Genomic DNA, 21857 nt, shown 5'->3' with positions numbered 1-21857 from the left:
CTGGAACCCCGCCATGGCCAGCTAAACCCGTCACCGGCCACACAGTTGCTCTCCCTTCCAGGGAGAGGGAACCGGACCCGGTCTCCAATCTCCGTTGGATGGGCGACGCAAAGACTTCCACGAGGGGCGAAGGGGCCGGAGCCATCGCCCGCATGCGTTCGTCGGCGCCGTCGGAGTATCGTGAGGGCAGCGCGCCGCACCGAGTCACTGTGGTTTGGCAGGTGATCGCGCTGCGCCCGGAGGTGCCCGCGATGACCCGCGAGAACGCCGCCGACCCGCCGGTCGCGCGGCCGGCGCCGCTGCCACGCCTCTGGCGAGCCACCCGCGAGCGCTTCCTGCCGTCATTTGCGCACCCGAACTTTGGCCGTCTCTGGCGCGCCAACGCCGGCGCGATGACGGCTCACTTCGTGCAGTTTCTGGCGCAGGGGTGGTTGGTCGTCGAGCTGACGAACTCACCCTTCACGCTCGGTCTGCTGTCCTTCTTCATGTCGTTGCCCATGCTGGTGCTGTCGCCGGTGGGCGGACTGTTGGCCGATCGGCTGAACCGACCGCGGCTGCTGATGATGGCGCAGAGCGTGAATGGCCTGACGGCCCTGACCATTGGGGCCCTGGTGGCCACGGGCGTGATTGCGGTGTGGCATCTGGCGATCAGCGCCACGCTGACCGGCGCCATGTTCGCCCTCAGCGTGCCAGCCCGCTACGCGCTGATCTCGGAGGCGGTTCCCCGCACGCTGGTGCGCAACGCCGTGGCCCTGAACGCGACGACGATGAACCTGGCCCGCGTGATCGGTCCCGCGCTGGCCGGCCTCATCGTCGGCGCGGCCGGCATCGCGGCGGCCTACTTCACGATGGTCGGCGGCTACGTCTGGAGCATCCTCAACGTGCGGCGCATCGACGCCGACGAGCACCGGCCGCGAGCCCAGGGATCGCCGGTGGCGATCCTGCGCGCCGGATTTGTCTATGTCCTGAGTCACGGACCCATACGCTCGCTGATGGTGCTGACCCTGGCTCCGGCGCTCTTCAGCTACCCGCTCACCATGCTGCTGCCGGCCTTCGTGAAGCAGGACCTGCAGGCCGGCGTGCAAGACCTGGGCCTGGTGACCAGCGCGCTGGGCGCGGGCGCGGTGCTCGGCGCGCTGGCCCTGGTCGCGGCGCCGGAGGTCCGCCGGCCTGGCCGGCTGGCCATCGCCGCCATCGTCATCAACGGCGCGCTGTACGTGGTCCTGTCGTTCACGCGGTTCCTGCCGTTCGTGGCGCTCGTCCTGGCGTGCGTCGGCATGTTTCAGGGAATTCACATGGCGCTGAGCCAAACGATCGTGCAGCTATTGGTGCCGGCGCATATGCGCGGGCGGGTGATGGCGGTGTGGATGATCAACTGGGGGCTGATGCCGCTGGGCCTCCTGCCGCTGTCGGCGGCCGCCGAACGCCTGGGAACGCCCGTGGCCATGGCGATCGGTGGCAGCCTGAGCCTGTGCGTGGGGGCGTTCGTGGCGCTCTGGGGCCGCCAGCTGTGGGGGCTCACGGCGGCGGGGATGCATGCGGCCGAGGAGCCGTCCGGCAGCACCACCCTCGACCAGTCCGAGTCTCAGGCGCCGAGGGCCGAGGTCGCGGCGCGGGACTGAGGGTTTCAGTCGAACGGGCATATGGGCGGTTCGCGAACCGCCCCTACTGTCGTCCGATCCGGGGCGGCGGACGGCTCCGAAAACTGCACACGCTCTGCATTGCCTCTGCGGGTTCGGTTGACAGGCCGCCTCTACCGTCATTGTCGTGAGCAACTGCCCTCGCCTGACGGCAAGGAGGATGTGGATGGGTCGGTGGAGGAAACTGGCGGTCGCCGTAGCGGGCGCCGCCATCGTGTCGGTGGTGGCCGTGAGCCTCGTGCTGGCCCATGGCGGCGGGTTCGGCGGCAAGCGAGTCTCGCCCGTGGAGATCTTGAGCGACTTGACGGGCGTTTCCGTCGAGGACATCCGCAGCGCGCGCGAAAGTGGCGACTCGCTGGCCGACATCGCGGAGGCCAATGACGTCACGACCGACGACTACGTGGCGGCGGTGGTGGATGCGGCGACGACGGCGATCGACGACGCGGTCGCCGACGGCAAGCTCTCCGAAGATCGCGCCGCGGAGATCAAGGAGGGGCTGACCGACAAGGTGACGGCCATGGTCACCAGCGACGCCGGCTGGCACGGGCGGAGCCGCGGCTGGGCGGTCAAACTCGATAACAAGCCTTCCCCCGTCGTCGTCCTCAGCGAGCTGTCCGGCGTCTCGGTCGAGGAGATCCGCGAGCAACGCGTCGAGGGCACGTCGCTCGCCGACATCGCCGAGGCCAACGGCCTGACCAAGGACGAGTACGTCGACGAGCTGGTGACTCGGGCGACGGCGGCCATCGACGCGGCGGTCGAGGCCGGACGCCTGAGCGAAGAGCGCGCCCAGACCATGAAGGACGGGCTGGCGGATCGCGTGGAATCCATCGTCACCAACACCGACGAGCCGGGGCGGGGTCATGGTTGGGGTCGCGGCTTCGGCCACGGCGGACGCGGCGGCAAGCACGGCGGATGCCACTCCTCCAAATCGACACCGGCGGACGCCAGTGCGAGCCGGCTGGCTCTGTAGCCTCCCCCAGGCGTACGGTGTGCGGGAGCCGGTCGGCGGCCGGCTCCCGCCGCCGTGACGATTCCGGGAGATTGCCCGTGAAACACCAGCGCGTCCTCGTGGTAGACGACGACCCCGACATTCGCCGCCTGGTGAGCGCCTATTTGCGCCGCGAGGGCATGGATGTGATCACGGCGGAGGACGGCGAGACCGCGCTGATGCACGAGGCCACGCAGCAGCCCGACATCGTGGTGCTGGACCTGATGCTGCCGGGCATCGGCGGCCTCGACGTGCTGCGCACGATTCGGGAACGCGGGCCGCGGCCCGTGGTGCTGCTGACAGCGCGGGATGAGGTGACGGACCGCGTGCTGGGCCTGGAGTTGGGCGCCGACGACTACGTGACCAAACCGTTCCATCCCCGGGAGCTCGTGGCCCGCGTCCACACGATCCTGCGGCGCGCGCAGGCGGGGCCGATTGCCGCAGCCACCCGCGTCGGCTCGCTGGAAATCGACGTCGACCGTCGCCAGGTCAGGCGCGAGGGGGAGCTGCTTTCGCTGACGCGCACCGAATTCGATCTGCTGGCGACGCTGGCGCGGGCCGACGGACGGGTGCTGTCGCGCGCGGACCTGCTGGACGCCGTGGCGGGCCCGGACAGCATCACCTTGGAGCGCTCGATCGACAGCCACATTCGCAACCTGCGGCGCAAGGTGGAGCCCGATCCCGGCGAGCCGCGCTATGTCGTGACGGTGACCGGGGTCGGCTACCGGCTCGGCGACACGTAGACATGCGGCTCTCGCTGCGGCTGGTGCTGGCCTTTGTGGCGGTGGCGGCGGTGGCCGTAGGCACGGCGGCGCTGGTGGTCGGGCTGACGACGGCCAGCCGGTTCGAGCGGTTCGCGTCAGACGTTCGCCACCACGAAGCCGAACATACGGCCGACCGGCTCGCGGCGGCCTACGAGCGCACGGGCGATCTTCGGAAGGCGGCCCGCGAGGTGTTTCCCCGCGGCCAGCCGCGGGGGTTGCCGCTGGCCGTGGTGGACGCCGAGGGCGACCTGGTCTGGGGTCCGGGCGGCATTCGATCCCGCGTGGCCATCGCCGCCTGGCCGGCGACGCCTCTCGTAGTGGCGGGCCGAGAAATTGGACAGTTGCACATGCCGCAAGCGCTGGGCCCGGCGGGGCCGTTGCCCATCGGATCCGACGCTCGCGCGGTGCTGGAACGAGCCTTCATCAACGAGACGGTGCGCTCGCTGCTAATCGGCCTGGCGATCGCCGTGGGCGTGGCGCTGGTGGTCGGGGTCGTCATCGCCGCCGGCATCACCCGGCCGCTGCGCAGGCTGACCGCGGCGGCGCGGGGCGTGGCGGCGGGCGATTTGCGCGCGCGCAGCGGGCTCGCGGGCCGCGACGAACTGGCCACGGTCGGGGCGGCCTTCGACGACATGGCGGCCGGCCTGCAGGCCCAGGAGGCCGCCCGCCGCAACCTGTTTGCCGATATCGCCCACGAGCTGCGCACGCCCGTGACTGTGATCGAGGGCAATCTCCAGGCCATGCTGGACGGCGTCTACGACCGCTCGGACGAGACGCTGCGGTCGACGCTGGACCGCGCCGAGGGGCTGCACCGGCTGGTGGAGGACATTCGCGACCTCTCCCTGGCGGACATCGGCAAGCTGGACCTCTCGCTGGAGCAGGTTGCCCTCGGCCGCGTGCTCGACGACGCGACCTCGGCAATGCGGAGCCAAGCGCAGGCCAAGGGTGTGGCGCTGGAGGCGGCGCCTGCAGCGGGACAAGCGTTGGCCGACGAGGCGCGGTTGCGACAGATTCTGGCCAATCTGCTGGACAACGCGGTGCGCCACACGCCCTCGGGCGGCTCGATTGCCATCCGCTCGGGCGCCGTAGACGAGGGGACGTGCTGGATCGAGGTGGCGGATACGGGCGAGGGCATCCCCGCCGAGGACCTGCCGCATATCTTCGACCGGTTCTACCGCGGCACCGACGCCGCGGGCCGCAAGACTCGCGGCAGCGGGCTGGGATTGGCGATCGCGCGGGCGCTCATCGAGGCCATGGATGGGCAACTGACCGCGAGGAGCACCCCGGGCGAGGGGTCGACGTTTCGGATCGAGTTGGCGGCGCCCTCACCCTAACCCTCTCCCAGAGGGAGAGGGGACCGGACACCCGCCACGCGTGACTCCGCCTGCCCTAGAATGAACTCCCCGTCCATCCGCCGCAGGCACCCGTGACCGTCGAGTTTTCTCCCGCCGAAATCGATCCCAAGTGGCGCGCCCGCTGGGCCGAGCAGGACCTCTACCGCACGCCCGAGCCCTCGGACCGCCCCACGTTCTATTGCCTGGATTTCTTCCCCTATCCCTCAGGGGACGGCATCAGCGTGGGTCACCTGCGCAACTACGTGCCCACGGATGTGCTTTCGCGCGTGATGCGCATGCGGGGCTACGACGTGCTGCACCCGATGGGCTGGGACGCCTTCGGGCTGCCCACCGAGAACGCGGCCATCGAGACCGGGCGCCACCCCGCCGACCTGACCCGCGTGTGGAGCGCCAACTACAAGCGGCAGCTGGACCTGGCCGGCGCGTCCTTCGACTGGGCGCGGGAGATCAACTCCACGCATCCCGAGTACTACCGCTGGACCCAGTGGATGTTCCTGAAGCTTTACGAGCGCGGGCTGGCCTATCGCGCCACGGGCCTGCAGTGGTGGTGCCCGATCTGCGGCGCGCTGGCGAACGAGGAGGTCAACGCCGACGGCACGGACTGGCGCGGTCACACCGACATCAGCCAGCGCGAGCTGACGCAATGGTTCTTCAAGATCACCGACTACGCCGACCAGCTGATCGAGGACCTGGAAGGGCTGGATTGGCCCGAGGAAACGTGCAGCGCCCAAGTAAATTGGATCGGGCGCAGCGAGGGCGCCGACGTGGTGTTCACCACCGAGGCCGGCGACGAGATGCCGGTCTACACGACGCGGCCGGACACGCTGTTTGGGGCCACCTTCATGGTGCTGGCGCCGGAGCATCCGCTGGTGAGTCGCGTCACCACGCCGGAGCACGCCGACGCGGTGAAGGCCTACGTGGCCGCCGCCGCGCGCAAGGCCGAACTGGAGCGGGTGGCGCTGGATGACGACAAATCGGGCGTGTTCACCGGCGGCTTTGCGATCAACCCGGTCAACGGCGAGCGCATACCCATTTGGATCGCCGACTACGTGCTGATGTCCTATGGCTCGGGCGCGATCATGGCGGTGCCGGCCCACGACCAGCGCGACTTCGACTTCGCCACCAAGTACGGCTTGGAAATCCGCACCGTGATCGCCCCGCCCGATTGGGCGGGGGAGGCGCTGACCGAGGCCTTCCTGGACGAAGGCCCGATGGTCAACTCGGGCCGGTTCGACGGCACGCCCTCCGGCGAGGGCATCCGCGCGGTCACGGAGTGGCTGCGCGACCAGGGCACGGGCGACTTTGCGGTCAACTACAAGCTGCGCGACTGGCTGATCTCACGCCAGCGCTACTGGGGCACGCCGATCCCCATCGTGCATTGCGACTCCTGCGGCGAGGTCCCCGTGCCGGAGGACGAGCTGCCGGTGCTGCTGCCCCATCTGGACCAGATCGACCCTCAGCAGCTCGGCGGGCGCGCGCCCCTGGATGCCGCCGAGGACTGGGTCAACACCGCGTGCCCCTCCTGCGGCGGCGCGGCGCGGCGTGAAACCGACACCCTGGGCGGATTCGCCTGCTCGAGCTGGTATTTTCTGCGCTTCTGCAGCCCGGACCAGCAGGACCAGGCCTTCGATCTCGACGCGATCCAGCGCTGGATGCCGGTGGACCTCTACGTCGGCGGCGCCGAGCACAGCGTGATGCACCTGCTCTACGCCCGCTTCTGGACCAAGGCTTTGCGGGATGCGGGAGTGCTGGACCTGACCGAGCCGTTCAAGGCCCTGCGCCACCAGGGCATCATGCTGGCCCAGGGTGGCTGGGTGGACGAGGCCGCGCTGCGGATCGACAGCCAGGGCGGCGCGCGCGTCGGCGCGGCCGACGGCGCCGACGCCTTCGACCACCCCGAGTCGGCCCAGTCGTTCCGCCACTTCCCCCTGGAGGCCCGCTTCGAGCTGACCGGCGAGCGCGCGCAGCGCAACAGCCAGGCCCTGGTCGAGTTCCGCGTGACCAGGATGTCGAAGTCGTGGCGCAACGTCGTGTCGCCCGACGAGGTGGCCGCCGCCGCCGGCGGCGACGCGCTGCGGTGCTACATCCTGTTCATCGGGCCGTTCGACCGCACGCTGCCCTGGAGCGAGCAGGGGCGGGTGGGAATCTCCCGGTGGCTGAGCCGCGTCTGGAACGTGGTGCTCGACCAACCCGTGGGCGACACCGAGCGCCGGCGCGCGGCCTATGTCGACGTCGAGGTCGAGTTGCGGCGCCGCCTGCACCAGACGATTCGGCGCGTCAGCCAGGACATCGACGCGCTCAAGTTCAACACCATGATCGCGGCGCTGATGGAGTTCACGAACTTCCTGGTCGAGGTGGGCGACGAGGACCTGCGCGCGCGGCCCATCTGGACCGAGACGATCGAGACGTTCCTGGTGCTGCTGGCGCCGAGCGCGGTGTTCATGGCCGAAGAGCTGTGGGAGCGCACCGGCCACTCGGAGAGCATCCACCTGCAACCGTGGCCCGAGTGGGACGCGGAGCTGGCGGCGGACGAGACGTTCACGCTGGTAGTGCAGGTGAACGGCAAGGTGCGCGACCGCATCGAGGCGCCGGTCACCATCGACGAGGACGGCGCCCGCGAGCTGGCCCTGGCCAGCGAACGTGCCCAGGCTCACCTGAACGGTCGCCAGGTGCGGAAGGTGTTCTACCGCGAGGGGCGGCTGATTAACCTGGTCGTTGGATGATTGGCCGCGATTCGAAGGCTTCGTAGCACCGGCCTCATCCCTGGCTATGCGAGCCAGTGCTCGCTCTCGACCGCGTCGCGTGCTGACAGCAAGGCGTCCAGAGCCGCCACCAGCCGCCCGGCCGTCCGCCGATTGGCTCGAGGATAGGCTCGGTTGCTCGTGAAGATGAGCGCCGGCGAGGCGCGACCGGCCCGCATGGCGGCTGCCGCGAGCGGTCGATAGTCCACGACGTTCTCCGTGACGAGCACCCAATCTTCCGCCTGCGGGGCATCGAAGATCGCCGCATCCGGCATCCCTCGAAGATCGCGCCGTTCGGCCACGGCCACGACCTCATGGCCGCGGTCCCGCAGCGCCTCGGCGATCGCGGGCGCCCAGATCTCGTCGAGCAGCAGCTTCACCGGCCGAGCAGCGCCTGCTCCCGTCGCCAGCGGGTCTCGGCTCGTTCAGCTTCTTCCTCGACTCGCCGAATCCACTCAGTGATTTCTTCGGTGTAGTCGGCGTAGTAGCGCAGGGCAGTTCCCACCTGATCGGCGGTCAATCCTGTCCGCTGGCCAATGCGGGCCAGGCTGTCGACATCGCCGCCATCCGCTCCGCGAAGCGCACCGACCACCTCCCACACGTCCGGACCGCCGATCAATCCGGGGCGGCGCCCGCCGGGACCCGAGCGGAAGACGATCCCGGGATGTTGCTCCATGCGCAGCCCCTCATCGAGCAACTGCTTGGCAACCGCCGATCGTGACTGCCCGCTTCGCCGGCTCTGGGTCTCCAGCTGCTCGAACAAGTCATCGGCCAGACGTACCGAAAGATGGCGGCTCATTGCGCTGGTCGACCCGTCTGTATGCTGGTGTCACACAGTGTATGACGACTCCGGCGCACGGCGCGGTTGATCAACCTGGTGGTTGGGTAGGTCGACAACGGCCTAAGCCGGACGCTGGTAACGTGGGCATCCCTTCAAGTCGTCGCTCGTGGATGAGCGGGAAGGCCTGATCGATGAAGACCAGGCTCGTGCTGGTGGTTGCTCTTGTCAGCCTGCTGTTCTCGTTTCAGCCGGTTGTCGCCCAGGACTGTTCGTTTCAACTGGGGTTCAAGGCGCTGCGCGACCTGATTCCGGACGTGGTGGGCGACTGCCTGGAGAACGAGCGGCATGACCCGGAGTCGGGCATGACGCGGCAAGCCACGACCAACGGAAAGTTGACCTGGCGCAAGGCCGACAACTGGACCGGATTCACCGACGGTGCGCGGACCTGGGTCAACGGTCCGGAGGGCTTGCGGCAGCGGCTGAACAGCGAGCGCTTTGATTGGGAAGCCCCGATGGCCTCCGCCATGACGACGCAGCGGCTGACGCTGGAGCAGCTGCGGAACGCCGAATACCTGCTGCCGTTGCTCGGTGAGGAAAACACTCCCATTCAGCTGGAGGACGGCGAGGGATCTATTGCGTATGGCGAGGGCGCGACCGAACGGGACTACGCAGGCATTGACAGCGACGCCGTCGCCTTCGGCGACCTGAACGGTGACGGGATCGCCGACGCGGCCGTGGTCCTCTTCACCTCGGGTGGAGGCAGCGGCACGTTCAAGTATCTGGTGGCCGTGCTCGATCGGGACGGCGAGCCGGTGCAGGCGGCCCGCGCGTACCTGGGCGACCGGGTGCCGGTGCGGAGCGTGGCGATTACCGGCGGCCGGATCGTCGCCGAGACGGTCACCCACCGTTCGAGCGACGGGCTGTGCTGTCCGACACTGGGAATCACCCGAGACTTTGCCCTGCGCGACGGCGAGCTCGCGGAGCGCCGGGCGCTGGTGATTGAGACGCCGCTGGCGGGCGAGACGGTGGCCGGCGGGGCCGAGGTTCGGGGGACGACGACCATGTCCCCGTCGGGCGACGGCCTCCGCTACCTGGTCTATGACGCTCGCGGCGGGGTGATCGGCATGGGCGCGCTGCCGGTGGACGGATTCGAGGGATCTCCGGGGACGTTTGCCGCGCCGGTGGAGTTCATCGCGGGCGAGGGTGGACCGGGACGCATCGAGATCGTGGATGTGGATGCGGACGATGGTTCGGCGCTGGCTCGCACCACGGTGCCGGTGGTCCTCGAGGCCACGCCGTCGATGTACGGCACGCAGCCGGACGAGGCAATGGACCGCCCCGAGCGCGAACTTGTGCTGGAGGCGCCGCTGAGCGGGGCGACTGTCGGAGCCGAGATTGAGGTTCGCGGGCGGATCAGCGTGATGCCGTTCGAGAAGAACCTGACCTACCGCATCTACGACGCAGCCGGAACGGTTGTCGGCGAGAGCTACATCACGGTGGAAGGCGATTTCGACGGTCCGGGCACGTTTGCGCGGTCGGTGACCGTGATGGGGGCGACCGCGCCTGGACGCCTGCGCATCGAGGTGAGAGACGTGAGCGAGGCGGACGGGTCGCTGTTCATGAGCACGTGGGTGGAGGTGTGGTTCGCGGGCGGGTCGTAGACTGGCAGGGTGGTCAGCGAACCGCCCACGTTCGTGAGCCAACAGGTTCGGCGGCCGGTAGATTCCCACCTTCGGAGACCCGTGAATAGAGCGGTAGGGGCGACGCATGCGTCGCCCCTACGACAGGGTTCCAGCGCGCCGCCGGATTTGACCGGACTGGAATCCGGCATTCGCCGGAATGACGGAGGGGTGCGCGACGGTCTCTTCAAGAGAGAGGCCGGCTTGCGGCGACGAGGAGAAAGCGGGCGTCCACAAGGGGCGCCCCTACACGGACACGCGTTGACCGCGCGCCGTCGGCAGCGAGATCGCGGTCCCACGCCGCACACGCGCGGGCCACCGGGCACGACCATTCTCCGTTCGCCCTGAGCGCAGTCGAAGGGCGCCGTCCATGGTTCGACAGGCTCACCACGAACGGCGGCGGATCCCGCGCTGGACGCAGCGTGGGCCACTGGGAGGTTTGAAACCTGCCCCTACCGGCGATGCAGCGGCCGGTGGCTAGCCTCCGGCGACGGACGGGACGATGGAGACTTCGCCTACGCCGTCGAGGGCGGTGTCGAAACCGTCCTTGAAGCGGATGTCGTCGCCGTCCACGTAGATGTTGACGAAGCGGCGCAGCTCGCCCTCGGCGTCGAGCAGGCGCTCGGCCATGCCCGGATAGTCGGCTTCCAGCTGCTGGACCAGCGCGCCGACGGTGTCGGCGTCAACGTCAACCCGGCTCTCGCCGCCGGTGAGACTGCGCAAGGGCGTGGGGATGCGAACGGTTGGCATGCGGTGCGGCTCCTTCTGTGCGCCTGGCGACCTAGGCCGTGACGTAGACCCCGCGGTCGGCGAGGACTTGCTCGAATGAGGTGACTGTGGGCTTGACGGCAAAGCTGTCAGCGGTCTGGCTGTCGATGGCTTCCTGCGTCTTGAGGCCGTTGCCGGTGATGAGGGCGACGGTGAGGTCATCGGGGCCAATTTCGCCGTTTTCGACCAGGTGCTTGAGCACGCCGACGGTGACGCCGCCGGCGGTCTCGGCGAAGACGCCTTCGGTTTCGGCCAGGAGCCGGATGCCGTCCACGATCTCGGCGTCGGAGACGGCGTCGATGACGCCCTCACACTCCTTGGCCAGCTTGAGAGCGTAGAACCCGTCGGCGGGATTGCCGATGGCGAGCGACTTGGCGATGGTCTGGGGCGTGCGCACGGCGCGATAGGTCATGCTGTCGCGCGCGAAGGCCTCGGCGACCGGGGCGCAGCCGTCGCCCTGGGCGCCGTGAATGCGGGTGTGCTGCTCGTCGAGCAGCCCGACGTCCACGAGCTCGCGCAGGCCCTTGCCGATCTTGGTGTAAAGCGAGCCCGAGGCGATGGGCGCCACGATGTGGTCGGGCGCCTGCCAGCCCAGCTGCTCCACCGTCTCGAAGGCCAGGGTCTTGGAGCCCTCGGCATAGTAGGGGCGGACGTTGATATTGCAGAAGGCCCACTCGTAGAGGTCGGCGATCTCGCTGCAGAGGCGGTTGAGCTCGTCGTAGGTGCCGTCAACGGCCACGATGCGCGCGCCGTAGACCGCCGCGCCGCGCACCTTGCCCAGCTCGATGTCGGCGGGCAGGAAGACGTAGGTGTCCATGCCGTGCCGGGCGCCCGCCGCGGCGACGGCGCCGGCCAGGTTGCCGGTGGAGGCGCAGGCGAATGTCTCGTAGCCCAGCTCGCGCGCCTTGGCCACGGCCACGGCGACGACGCGGTCCTTGAAGGAGAAGCTGGGGTTGACGGTGTCGTTCTTGATGTAGAGCCGGTTGAGCCCCAGCCGCTCGCCCAGGTTGTGGGCGCGCTGCAAGGGCGTGAGGCCCACGGGCCAGGTGGGATCCCAGCCGCTCTCGACGGGCAGCAGGTCGGCGTAGCGCCAGAGGGTTTGGGGGCCGGCGGCGATGGACTCGCGCGAGACGCGGTCGCGGATCGCCTGGTAGTCGAACTGCACCTCGAGCGGGCCGAAGCAGAACTCGCAGACGTGAACCGCGATCGGTTCGTAGGCGCGGCCGCATTCGCGGCATTGGAGCGCATTGATGGTGCTCACGGAAGATCGTCCTTCAGTTGGCGATGGGTCGGGGGGCTAGCCCTCGGGGGATGGACTCAAGCGGTGGCCGAAGCGGCCAGCTGGCCCGCGGCGCGCGCGGGCCCGGCCATCGCCATTGCCCGCCGACGGTCGATGCGCCTGTGGCTCACCGTGAACATCCCACTCGCACGAAACCCCTCGCTGCTCCGACCAGCGAGGGGTCACGATTCCCGTGACCTCTCATCTCGCGACTTTCGCCGCCGGAGTTGGCACCTTGCGCGTGGCCGCGCAGGTTGCCAGGCTTCGCAGGGCCTGTTCCCTCCACCACTCTGGATGAGAGCCAGCCATGTGCTCGTCCATGGCCGGGAAAGGATATCACCCCGGATTGGCCTCGCCAACGGGTGCGCGTGCTATTCTTGGGGCACGCTCACGCACGTGAGCGCTTCCGTGCGCGCTGCGGTGACCCTTTTGACATTGCCCGCCTTGGCGGCGCATCTCTCGGGTCCGAGCCGCAAACGCGCGGCACCTTAACAGGGGAAGAGTGAGCGTGAGGATTCGGGTCGTCCATGGCCTGAATCTCAGCGCGACAGTAGTCCGTGTTGATCAGGACGGCTCGATGGAGCCGCGGGGCGTTTCGGCGCCCGGCGGTCACACACACTGACCAACCGCTTGGCCGCGCCGCGGTCGAGCATGAGGTTTTTTTGGCGAGTTTGATCCTGGCTCAGGATGAACGCTGGCGGCGTGCTTTACCAATGTGAGTCGAACGGTACGGGTGAAGCTTCGGCTTCGCCACGACCGTGGCGTCCGGGTGCGTAACACGTAGCTAACCTACCGGCGGGTGGGGAATAACCCCGGGAAACCGGGGACAATACCGCATGTGGTCGCGGGGTGATGCCCGTGGACGAAAGCTGTGTCGGGGGAACTCGATATGGCGCCTGCTGAGGGGGCTGCGGCCGATTAGCTAGTTGGTGGGGTAATGGCTCACCAAGGCGATGATCGGTAGCGGGTCTGAGAGGATGATCCGCCACACGGGGACTGAGATATGGTCCCGAGCCCTACGGGGTTTAGCATGGGGGAATCTTGCGCAATGGGCGAAAGCCTGACGCAGCAACGCCGCGTGGGGGATGAAGGCCTTCGGGTCGTAAACCCCTTTTCTGGGGGACGCAACTGACGGTACCCCAGGAATAAGCCTCGGCTAACTACGTGCCAGCAGCCGCGGTAATACGTAGGAGGCGAGCGTTATCCGGAATTACTGGGCGTAGAGCGCTCGTAGGCGGCTCGGCAGGTGCTCTGTGAAAGCCCCCGGCTTACCCGGGGAGGGTCGGAGCAAACCACCGAGCTCGAGGCAGGCAGAGGGCCGCGGAACGTCCGGGGGAGTGGTGGAATGCGTAGATCCCGGACGGAACACCAGAGGCGAAGGCGGCGGTCTGGGTCTGACCTGACGCTGAGGAGCGACAGCGTGGGGAGCGAACAGGATTAGATACCCTGGTAGTCCACGCCGTAAACGATGGACGCTAGGTGTGTGGAGGGCTCAACCCCTCTGTGCGCCGGAGCTAACGCGGTAAGCGTCCCGCCTGGGGACTACGGTCGCAAGACTAAAACTCAAAGGAATTGACGGGGGCCCGCACAAGCAGCGGAGCGTGTGGTTCAATTCGAGGCTACGCGAAGAACCTTACCGGGGTTTGACATTACGCGGCTATCCCGCGAAATCGGGAGTTCCTTCGGGACCGTGTAACAGGTGCTGCATGGCTGTCGTCAGCTCGTGCCGTGAGGTGTTGGGTTAAGTCCCGCAACGAGCGCAACCCTTGTCGCTAGTTGGATTTTTCTAGCGAGACTGCCGCGGTCAACGCGGAGGAAGGTGGGGATGACGTCAAGTCCGCATGGCCCTTATGCCCCGGGCTACACACACGCTACAATGGCCGGTACAACGGGCAGCGACCTGGCGACAGGAAGCGAATCCCTGAAAACCGGTCTCAGTTCGGATTGCAGGCTGCAACTCGCCTGCATGAAGCCGGAGTTGCTAGTAACCGCCGGTCAGCATACGGCGGTGAATACGTTCTCGGGCCTTGTACACACCGCCCGTCACGCCATGAAAGTCGGCAACACCTGAAGTCGGTGCGCCAACCTTAGGGAGGCAGCTGCCGAGGGTGGGGCCGGTGATTGGGGCGAAGTCGTAACAAGGTAGCCGTAGCGGAAGCTGCGGCTGGATCACCTCCTTTCTAGGGAATATGTTGGGCAGTCAACCTGCCCGACGATCCTAGGTTGAGGATCGACCGGCATCGGTCGGCCTTCGGGCCGCCCGGCTGTCGCGCTGAGGACCACAACGCTATCGAGCCCAGGCCTGGAACGCCCACCTCACGCTCACTCTTCCCCGTCGTTAAGGTGCGTCACGCACCGGCGGCGGGAGCCGCCGGGCCGGCCAGGCGGTCGCCCCACCATCACGTCGGGGAGGAAAGTCCGCACTCCATCGAGCACGGCAGCGGGTAACGCCCGTCGTCCAACGTCGGTACGTCCGGCGAAGGGCAGGAACAGGGGCACAGTGACGATGCCCGGCGCTTGTGACACCCCTTCGGGGAACACGCACGTATACGCGCCAGGCGTGAAACGGCCAACCTCTGCCGGGAGCAAGGCCAAGCCGGGACGCTTGCAGGCTGCTCGCCAAGTCCCAGGTGGGCCGCACGAGGCCGGCGGCAACGCCGGTCCCAGATAGATGACCGCCCACGACAGAATGCGGCTTATCGGCCGGTTCGGCGGCGCGCCCGCCTTCGGTGGCCCGCGCTGCGGGCAGCGCAGGACGGGCCGCTCTGACATTTCCCAGGCTGCACGCAGCCCGGGCCACCGCGAAAATTCAATATGCCGGTATTCGTCACTTACAAACGCTGGTCGCTGAAAGACGGGCGAAGAGAATCGGATCTCCTCAAACTCGTACGTGAAGAGTTTCAGCCGCACTACGCGAAGCTCAACGGCTGCCTCGGGCTGGGGCTCCTGCACATTGACGGCACGAGGTCCTACCTGACGCAGCAGTTCTGGGAAAGCCGCAAGCGCTGGCACGCCACCACAAGCTCCGACGACTACCAGGCGTGGTGGCAGGAATACGTTCCACTCCTCGAACGGTGGGACGAGATCATGGAATTCGAGGACGAGTGGGAAGCTGAAGACCTGCTCGGTACCGGTGGAGGTCCCTGACCGCAAACAAGACGCTTCCGACTGCAGATCGATGCCATGGGGACTGCGCGGGGCGGGCTGTCCCGGCGTCTCCCAGGCTGCACGCAGCCTGGGCCACCGGACCGGGACTAGCGCCGCTGCGGGCAGGTTTGAAACCTGCCCCTACCAGACCCGACTTACGCGCCTACCGCGTGGATCGATCCCAGGCGGTAGGACCTCTCGTATTCCTAGTGATCCGATGACGTGCGACGGAGCCTGCGCGTCCGCCGCCGCGCCCAGGCGAGGGCCACGCTGCCCGCGACGGCCATGAAGGCCGCCAGCGCGTTGAACAGGATGTCCAGCGGGTCGAAGACGCGGACGGGCAGCCACGCCTGGATGCCCTCGTCCACCGTGCCGACCACCACCGCCGCCAGGAAGGCGAGCAGCGCGGGCACGGGAACGCGGCGACCCCGACTGGCGCGCTCGGTAAGGGCTTCGTAGATCAGCAGGGCCACCACGCCATACTCGATCAGGTGGCTGCGCTCGGTCTCCAGCGCCATGCGGACGAACACCAGCCCGTAGACCGCCGCCACGCCCAGCGCCACGGCGATCTCGGCGCCGCCGGGCCGCCACGTCAGCCCGCGCGTCACCACGGCGGCGGCGATCAAGAGCATGGCGAGGACAAAAAGAGGGGTGAGCACGCCGGCGTCGCTCAGCAGTCCGGCCAGCGACGTTGCCAGGCCCAGGGTCGCGTAGATCGCCGCCACCACCAGCAGCGTCCAGACCCAGAGCCGCCGCTCGCGAGTCGAGGAGAAGAGGGACATGCCCGCATCGAACGGGCCGGTCGTCAGATTGTCAACTCCACTTCCGAGAACCAATATCGTCCGGATCTCGGCTGGTCGCTCCGACATGAGCGGCTGTCAGAGCGAAGCTCTGAGCGTGCACTCCACTGCTGTAGACCTTCCATCTCCACAATACGACCACTAACCGTCCCGGAAATGTTGCCCGCGGATCGTTCGCAGCTTGCACCATCCGAATCGAACCGTCTGCCGTAAGCGTCCGACGATGCCAGCCCTTGGCTCGATACCATCATGCCAAAGCGCTCTTGCTGCTTTGATGTCTTCGCGTTGAGCTAAAGGGTGGAGCTTTATGAGGAATGCTGCCCAGCTATCGAAAAAAGGGAAGAGGTCCTGGGCACGATCTTCCAATACCGGATACGAGATGTTTAGCCTGCGCAATTCCCTTTCAACACGTTTCAGATCAATCTGTTCATCTGGGTCTAAGGTCATCTTCTTGTAGAGTTGATTATTCACTAATCTCATTACCTGATATATTCTCTCTTGAATCTCGCGAAGCTCTTTGCCTTCCCTTGCAGCCAATGCTTGAGCTGCCTGCCACCGATTCAGCCATATCAAAGCTACCCACAAGACTAATCCCGTAGCTACTCCGAGACCGATGGGAATCAGTGCTGCTGGTGCGCCGAAGTTGTCCATGACGGCGATTAGCCCAACTGTTGCGAAGACAGTCGTCACGGCACCGACGATGGCAACAACGACGGACTGCGTGAAGGTTTGAGGCTCTCGATTCATGAACCCAATTCTCGTGTCTTGAGGCGCGACCGATCACCGTATTATCGTTCATTGGCGTGCTCCCACTGACCTGCTTTCTGCAAGCTGAATCTCTAGGCGCAGACGAAATGCCTCGCCCCGCGGCTGGCCAACAGCTAGAATGCTTGGCGGGGTGGAGCAGTGGTAGCTCGTCGGGCTCATAACCCGGAGGTCGTCGGTTCGAATCCGACCCCCGCAACCACGCGAGCCCACTCTCGATCCGGTGGCCCAGGCTGCGTGCAGCCTGGGATTGGCCCCCACAATCCCGGTGGATTCGCTCGATCAGTCGCGCTTTGGATAGCCTCGCCGTTGCAGGGGGACTCTGGGTTGGATCCCAGGATTCGCGACGTGGCGCGGCCAGTAGCCTTCGGCCAGCCAGGCCATTTGTTCGGCTGAGCCTTCGCCGACGCGGCGGATGCCCTCCTCGGACGAGCCTCCCGCGTGGGGCAGCCAGAGCACATTGGGCAAGTCCACCAGCGGGTTGTCCGGAGTCACCGGCTCCTGCTCGAATACGTCCAGCCCGGCGCCGGCGATGCGACCCGCCTGCAGCGCCTCCAGCAGCGCCGCCTCGTCGACCACCGCCCCGCGCGACACGTTGATGAGCACGGCGGACGACTTCATGCGGGCCAGCAGGTCGCCGTTCACGAAGTGGTGGGTGCCGGCGTTCAGCGGGAGGTGCACGGACACCGCGTCGCCGGTCGCGAAGGCCGTGTCCAGGTCGACCAGCTCCACGCCGAGAGAGGCGGCCTCCCAGGACGACACGGTGGGACCGTAGGCGATGCAGCGCATGCCAAAGCTCTGCGCCCGCACCGCCACGGCGCGTGCGATGCGACCGAAGCCGATGAGCGCCAGGGTGGCCCCGCGCATGTCGCCGATGGGCCTGATTTGGGCCTCCCAGGCCGGGATGGCGCGGTTGCCCTGGCGCCACTGCGCCCACATCTGGGGCACCCGGCGCACCGAGCCGATGATGAGAAACATCGCCGCGTCCGCCGTCTGCTCCGTGGCGAAGGCCGGGAGATTGCCCACCACCACGCCGGCGGCGGTGGCCGCGTCCAGGTCGACGTGGTCCACGCCCACAGTCGGGGCTATGACGCCCTGCAGATCGGGGAGCTGCTCAAACGGCGTGAGCCGATAGGGGCCGTGCGGCCAGATGATCCCGTCGTAGCCCGCCAGCCGCTCCACGGCCTGGTCATCCGACGTGGGGGCGTCGACGACCGTCAGCGTGGCTCCGACGGCGTCGAGTAGGTGGGTGAAGTCGAGCACGGAGGCGTAGCGCAGCCCGTTGGCCAGCGCGACGCGGAACGGCTTGTCGGGCATGCGACTGATCCCGCTTGGATACGAGATTGCAGCCACCGTACCGCACCCATCGACTCCGGACTCTCGCCCTCAGGCGTCATACTGTGCCGGGTCGAGGACGAGTGCCGGGAAGCTGGAGGGCCACATGGCGTCGGGTGAATCTGTGGTGGTGCTGGGCGCGGGGAATACCGGGTTCGCCACGGCGGCCAACCTGACGCTCGCCGGGCACTCGGTGACACTGGGGGAGCTGCCGGCGTTCGCCGAAGCCCTCGATCCGGTGCGCGAAGACCGTGTGATCGAGCTGCACGGCGTGGCGCACACGGGCGCGGCGCGGATCGACATGATCACGGACAACGTGGGCGCCGCCGCGGCCGCCTCGGACACCCTGTTGCTGATCGTGCCGGCCTATGGCCATGCGCCGTGGGCGCGGGCGCTGGCCCCGCACATTCGCCCGAGCCACACCCTGACGCTGATGCCGGGGACGCTCGGGGCGCTGGAGGTGGCGCGCCTGCTGCATGAGGCCGGCGCGCCGGTCATTCCAATCGCCGAAACCGACACCGCGCCCTACGTCTGCCGCAAGACCCAGCCCGACGGCGCCACGATCTGGGGCGTGGTGCCGGCAATGGGCCTGGGCGTGTTTCCGTCCACGGCCACGGCGCAAGTGCATGAGCGACTGGCCCCGCTGTTCCCCGGCATTTCGCCGGTGGCAGACGTGCTGGCTTGCGGGCTGAGCGCGATGAACCCGGTGGTCCATCCGCCTGGCGTGCTGCTCAATGCCGGGCGCGTCGAGCGATCGCGGGGGGAGTTCTACTTCTACGACGAGGGCGTCACGCCGGGCGTGGTGCGGGCGATCATGGCGCTGGACGCGGAGCGCCGCGCGGTGGCGGCGGCGCTGGGCCACGACCTGTCGGACGCGGCCGAGGCGTTCGCCGCCGCCGGGTTCGGTCCGCGCGCCGAACCGCCCGATCTCTGGGCCACCATCAACGGCAGCGCGATGCTGACCGCGCTGAAGGCCCCCGGCCAGCTAGACACGCGCTGGCTGTCGGAGGACGTGCCCTACGGCCTGCGCGCGTGGTCCGGCTTGGGCACCGCGCTGGGCGTGCCGACCCCGATCATCGACGCCGTGGTGGCCCTGGGTCTGACCGTGCTGCAGGAGCCGCTGGACACCAACCGGCGCACGCTGGCCGACCTCGGCATCGACGGTCTGACGGGCGACGAGATTCGGGCTTTCGTGACGGGTGGTGGGGGCTAGGGGAGGTTCCACGGCTGCTGGTAGCCGTGGACAATGACCGGGTCATTGTCACTCCAAAACACTCCAATTAACAGGTTTGTATGCCGTGACATCTAGGTGGACAATGACACCACCGTTGTCATCACAATTCGGGGGGAATGCGTGCCCACTTGGGACGTCTCGTTCGAGATGCGGGTCGACGTGGGGTCCCACCGCGTGGTGGCGGCTGTCGCTCGAGCGCACGCATTGGCAGAGGTGATTCGCGGGATTCCGGTCACGCCGCTCGTCAGAAGCCACTTCGACAGTTTGAACATCCTGCGCGCCGTGCGAGGAACCACCGGGATCGAAGGGGGCGACTTGAGCGAGACCGAAGCGGCCGAGGTGATCGCGGCAGCGGACGACGAACCGGTACTTCCGCCAGGACGGGCCCGCATGGAACAGGAGGCGCGCAACGCCCACAACGCCATGCGGGCCATTCACGACGAGCTCACAAAGAACCCTGGCCGTCAGCTCGACGAAGCCCTCATCCGCGAGATCCACCGCCTGACGACGGATAACATCGACTACGCCCACAACCAACCGGGGCACTACCGGTCACACGCCGTCAGCGTCGGGGACTACACGCCGCCGAGAACGCATGACGAGATCGAGGCGCTCATGCAAGAGTTCCTCAGGTGGTTTCGCGAAGACGAGCCGTCCGGCTGGGACGGCATCGTCCGCGCTATTGCCGCGCACTTCTATCTGGTGAGCATCCACCCCTTCGGCGACGGCAACGGCCGGACGGCACGCGCCGTCGAGAGCTTTCTGCTCTATCGGGCGGGCGTGAATGCGTTCGGCTTCTACTCGCTGGCGAACTTCTACTACCGCGAACGCGATCGGTACATCCAGGAACTCACGGATGCCCGCTTCGATCATGGCGGCGACTTGACCCCATTCATCGTCTTCGGGTTGGAAGGTCTGGTCGCCGAGCTCGAATTCGTCCACCGCGAGGTGCTCGATCAGGTTAAGGTCACGGCCTATCGAGATTACGCGCGTGAAATGCTCGATAAGTACCCGCGGTTGAGTCGCGAGCGGCGCGCGCGCATGCTTGAGCTTGTACACGATCTAGCCCACCTGCACCTGCCCGGAGCCTTCGTCGGCGTACCCGGTATGCAAGTGGCCGCCGCACTCTATAGAGGTGTCGGCGACCGCACATTTCGGCGTGACCTGAAAATCCTGACCGAGCTAGAACTGGTGGTCCGCGACGAGAACGACCTGGTTGCGAACATCGACGTCATGGACCGGTTCATCCCCGCCTAGGAGACGTTTGCCCGGCCGGTACGGGCGGGATCGCGACCCGTTGTTCGGAAGGCGTCCGACGCGGCTCTAGGTTTGACCGGACTGGATTCCGGCCTTCGCCGGAATGACGGAGGGATTACGCAGGGCCCCTCCTAGTACGCCGCCTCGAGCATGGCCAGGAGCTCCGCTTCGGTCGGTTGGGCGGGGCTTTGGTCCATGAGGCGGCGGCTGCCGTGGGTGACACGGGCGACCTCGGGCAGCCAGTCGCGCTGCACGCCGGTCTCGCCGAGGCGGGTGGACAGACCGACGCCATCTATCAGCCCCCGCATGGCGTCCAGCGTTGCCTGGGCGCGGTCGGCGTCGTTGGCGCCGTTCGGAGCGCCCAGCGGCTCGGCCATACCGCCCACGAGCGCTGGCACGCGCTCGGCGCAGAAGCCCATCACGGGCAGCAGGCAGAGGGTGTTGGCCACGCCGTGGGGGATCTTGGCCCAGGCGCCGATGGCGTGCGCCATGGCGTGGACGATGATCGTGCCGGCGTTGGCCAGGGTGTAGCCAGCCATGACACAAGCGTAGGCCAGCTCGTCGCGGGCCTCAGTGTCGCTGCCGTCGGCCACCGCGCGCGGCAGGTACTCCACGACGCGCCGCATCGACTCGGCGGCATAAAGGCGCGTGTGCGGCGTGGCTTTGACCGAGATGAACGACTCGGTGGCGTGGCAGAAGGCGTCCATGCCTGTGGCCGCGGTGACGTCCGGCGGTACCGAGTCCGTGAGCGCCGGATCGACGATCGCCGCTTTCGGGTAGATGTAGGGGCTCACGACGGACATCTTGTTGGACTGGTCCGCCAGCACGATGACCGCGTTGCCGGTCAGCTCGGACGCGGTGCCCGCGGTGGTGGGAACGCTGATTGTGGGAACGCCGGGCTTTTCGAGGATCTCGACGCCCAGCCAGTCTTCGGTCGTACCGCCGTTGGTCACCAGGCAGGCGGCGATCTGCGAGGTGTCCATGGCGCTGCCGCCGCCGAGACCCACAACCACGTCCGCGCCGTCGGCCTTGATGGCCTCGGCGCAGGCGTCCACGCTCGGGCTGGGGGGTTCGGGCACGACGTCGGTATAGAGGCCGAACGAGAATCCGGCGTCTCGAAGCAACTCCTCAACCTGCGCCAGAACGCCACATGCGGCGATGCCGGGATCAGTGACGATCAAGACGCGGCCGGCGCCCGCGCGGCGCAGTTGATCCGGGAGCTCAAGGATCGCTCCACGTCCGAAGACAAGCGTGGGCGTGGTCCGAAAGGTCGAAGGTGAAGGGCCGAAAGTCATAGCCGCAAGTCTCGCTAAGCCGGCAAGCC

Annotated in this window: 17 protein-coding genes, 1 tRNA gene, 1 rRNA gene, 1 other RNA gene and 1 riboswitch; of the genes, 12 read left to right on the top strand and 8 right to left on the bottom strand. The window is 67.6% G+C overall.

The window, feature by feature from the left end; translation table 11 throughout:
• The first annotated feature begins 221 nt into the window (after positions 1–221).
• The 5 genes from OXG79_13565 (at position 222) to leuS (ending at position 7470) form a co-directional block, all read left to right on the top strand.
• Positions 222–1622: an MFS transporter gene (locus OXG79_13565; GenBank protein ID MCY3784790.1), complete on the top strand. Its 1401-nt coding sequence runs from the start codon at positions 222–224 to the stop codon at positions 1620–1622.
• A gap of 184 nt (positions 1623–1806) precedes the next feature.
• Positions 1807–2610 (top strand): hypothetical protein, encoded by an 804-nt coding sequence (locus OXG79_13560; GenBank protein ID MCY3784789.1) that lies wholly within the window; start codon positions 1807–1809, stop codon positions 2608–2610.
• Positions 2611–2687: 77 nt separating this feature from the next.
• Positions 2688–3371 carry a response regulator transcription factor gene (locus OXG79_13555; protein MCY3784788.1) on the top strand — a complete coding sequence of 228 codons (684 nt, stop codon included), beginning with the start codon at positions 2688–2690 and terminating at the stop codon, positions 3369–3371.
• Between the two features lie 2 nt (positions 3372–3373).
• Positions 3374–4726 carry a HAMP domain-containing sensor histidine kinase gene (locus OXG79_13550; GenBank protein ID MCY3784787.1) on the top strand — a complete coding sequence of 451 codons (1353 nt, stop codon included), beginning with the start codon at positions 3374–3376 and terminating at the stop codon, positions 4724–4726.
• Positions 4727–4818: 92 nt separating this feature from the next.
• Positions 4819–7470: a leucine--tRNA ligase gene (leuS, locus tag OXG79_13545; protein MCY3784786.1), complete on the top strand. Its 2652-nt coding sequence runs from the start codon at positions 4819–4821 to the stop codon at positions 7468–7470.
• 44 nt (positions 7471–7514) lie between these two features.
• On the opposite strand, the gene OXG79_13540 is transcribed toward leuS, so the two are convergent.
• Together OXG79_13540 and OXG79_13535 are read right to left on the bottom strand one after the other, a co-directional pair.
• Positions 7515–7868, bottom strand: coding sequence for a DUF5615 family PIN-like protein (locus tag OXG79_13540; GenBank protein ID MCY3784785.1), 354 nt, complete (start codon positions 7866–7868; stop codon positions 7515–7517).
• Positions 7865–8287 (bottom strand): CopG family transcriptional regulator, encoded by a 423-nt coding sequence (locus OXG79_13535; GenBank protein ID MCY3784784.1) that lies wholly within the window; start codon positions 8285–8287, stop codon positions 7865–7867. The genes OXG79_13540 and OXG79_13535 overlap by 4 nt, the downstream gene beginning before the upstream one ends.
• Positions 8288–8460: 173 nt before the next feature.
• On the opposite strand from OXG79_13535, the gene OXG79_13530 reads away from it, so the two are divergent.
• Positions 8461–9930: a hypothetical protein gene (locus OXG79_13530; protein ID MCY3784783.1), complete on the top strand. Its 1470-nt coding sequence runs from the start codon at positions 8461–8463 to the stop codon at positions 9928–9930.
• Between the two features lie 495 nt (positions 9931–10425).
• Here OXG79_13530 and OXG79_13525 read toward each other — a convergent pair whose 3' ends face one another.
• On the bottom strand, positions 10426–10698 hold the full coding sequence (locus OXG79_13525; protein MCY3784782.1) for a MoaD/ThiS family protein: 273 nt from the start codon (positions 10696–10698) through the stop codon (positions 10426–10428).
• 31 nt (positions 10699–10729) lie between these two features.
• Positions 10730–11977: a threonine synthase gene (gene thrC, locus OXG79_13520; GenBank protein MCY3784781.1), complete on the bottom strand. Its 1248-nt coding sequence runs from the start codon at positions 11975–11977 to the stop codon at positions 10730–10732.
• 216 nt (positions 11978–12193) lie between these two features.
• Positions 12194–12296, bottom strand: a riboswitch (SAM riboswitch).
• Between the two features lie 358 nt (positions 12297–12654).
• Here thrC and OXG79_13515 point away from each other — a divergent pair.
• From OXG79_13515 to OXG79_13505, 3 genes are all read left to right on the top strand, one after another.
• Positions 12655–14175 (top strand): 16S ribosomal RNA (locus tag OXG79_13515).
• A 192-nt stretch (positions 14176–14367) separates the two neighbouring features.
• Positions 14368–14710: RNase P RNA component class A (rnpB, locus tag OXG79_13510), an RNA gene on the top strand.
• A 99-nt stretch (positions 14711–14809) separates the two neighbouring features.
• Entirely contained in the window at positions 14810–15142 is a 333-nt protein-coding gene (locus tag OXG79_13505) for an antibiotic biosynthesis monooxygenase (GenBank protein MCY3784780.1), read from the top strand.
• Positions 15143–15348: 206 nt separating this feature from the next.
• Here the strand turns inward: OXG79_13505 and OXG79_13500 are convergent, their stop codons facing one another.
• Both OXG79_13500 and OXG79_13495 read right to left on the bottom strand, forming a co-directional pair.
• Positions 15349–15924 (bottom strand): VanZ family protein, encoded by a 576-nt coding sequence (locus OXG79_13500; protein MCY3784779.1) that lies wholly within the window; start codon positions 15922–15924, stop codon positions 15349–15351.
• 159 nt (positions 15925–16083) lie between these two features.
• Positions 16084–16689 (bottom strand): hypothetical protein, encoded by a 606-nt coding sequence (locus OXG79_13495; GenBank protein ID MCY3784778.1) that lies wholly within the window; start codon positions 16687–16689, stop codon positions 16084–16086.
• Between the two features lie 144 nt (positions 16690–16833).
• On the opposite strand from OXG79_13495, the gene OXG79_13490 reads away from it, so the two are divergent.
• Positions 16834–16909 (top strand) — tRNA-Met (locus OXG79_13490).
• Positions 16910–16989: 80 nt separating this feature from the next.
• Here OXG79_13490 and OXG79_13485 read toward each other — a convergent pair.
• Entirely contained in the window at positions 16990–18024 is a 1035-nt protein-coding gene (locus OXG79_13485) for a C-terminal binding protein (protein MCY3784777.1), read from the bottom strand.
• Between the two features lie 124 nt (positions 18025–18148).
• Here OXG79_13485 and OXG79_13480 point away from each other — a divergent pair, with 124 nt between their 5' ends.
• Positions 18149–19255: an NAD/NADP octopine/nopaline dehydrogenase family protein gene (locus OXG79_13480; protein MCY3784776.1), complete on the top strand. Its 1107-nt coding sequence runs from the start codon at positions 18149–18151 to the stop codon at positions 19253–19255.
• A 141-nt stretch (positions 19256–19396) separates the two neighbouring features.
• Entirely contained in the window at positions 19397–20533 is a 1137-nt protein-coding gene (locus OXG79_13475; protein ID MCY3784775.1) for a Fic family protein, read from the top strand.
• Positions 20534–20664: 131 nt separating this feature from the next.
• Here OXG79_13475 and OXG79_13470 read toward each other — a convergent pair whose 3' ends face one another.
• Positions 20665–21828 (bottom strand): iron-containing alcohol dehydrogenase, encoded by a 1164-nt coding sequence (locus OXG79_13470; protein MCY3784774.1) that lies wholly within the window; start codon positions 21826–21828, stop codon positions 20665–20667.
• Between the last annotated feature and the right edge of the window lie 29 nt (positions 21829–21857).

It is taken from the genome of Chloroflexota bacterium (assembly GCA_026706485.1).
Lineage (GTDB): Bacteria > Chloroflexota > UBA11872 > UBA11872 > UBA11872 > JAJECS01.
This window is presented reverse-complemented; position numbering and strand designations above follow the sequence as displayed.

Excerpts from the sequence above, each read along its gene's own strand:
- OXG79_13485 (MCY3784777.1), bottom strand. The coding sequence starts at position 18,024 with ATGCCCGACAAGCCGTTCCGCGTCGCGCTGGCCAACGGGCTGCGCTAC.
- OXG79_13505 (MCY3784780.1), top strand. The coding sequence starts at position 14,810 with ATGCCGGTATTCGTCACTTACAAACGCTGGTCGCTGAAAGACGGGCGA.
- OXG79_13535 (MCY3784784.1), bottom strand. The coding sequence starts at position 8,287 with ATGAGCCGCCATCTTTCGGTACGTCTGGCCGATGACTTGTTCGAGCAG.
- OXG79_13500 (MCY3784779.1), bottom strand. The coding sequence starts at position 15,924 with ATGTCCCTCTTCTCCTCGACTCGCGAGCGGCGGCTCTGGGTCTGGACG.
- OXG79_13530 (MCY3784783.1), top strand. The coding sequence starts at position 8,461 with ATGAAGACCAGGCTCGTGCTGGTGGTTGCTCTTGTCAGCCTGCTGTTC.
- OXG79_13470 (MCY3784774.1), bottom strand. The coding sequence starts at position 21,828 with ATGACTTTCGGCCCTTCACCTTCGACCTTTCGGACCACGCCCACGCTT.
- OXG79_13550 (MCY3784787.1), top strand. The coding sequence starts at position 3,374 with ATGCGGCTCTCGCTGCGGCTGGTGCTGGCCTTTGTGGCGGTGGCGGCG.
- OXG79_13480 (MCY3784776.1), top strand. The coding sequence starts at position 18,149 with ATGGCGTCGGGTGAATCTGTGGTGGTGCTGGGCGCGGGGAATACCGGG.
- OXG79_13495 (MCY3784778.1), bottom strand. The coding sequence starts at position 16,689 with ATGAATCGAGAGCCTCAAACCTTCACGCAGTCCGTCGTTGTTGCCATC.
- OXG79_13560 (MCY3784789.1), top strand. The coding sequence starts at position 1,807 with ATGGGTCGGTGGAGGAAACTGGCGGTCGCCGTAGCGGGCGCCGCCATC.
- OXG79_13525 (MCY3784782.1), bottom strand. The coding sequence starts at position 10,698 with ATGCCAACCGTTCGCATCCCCACGCCCTTGCGCAGTCTCACCGGCGGC.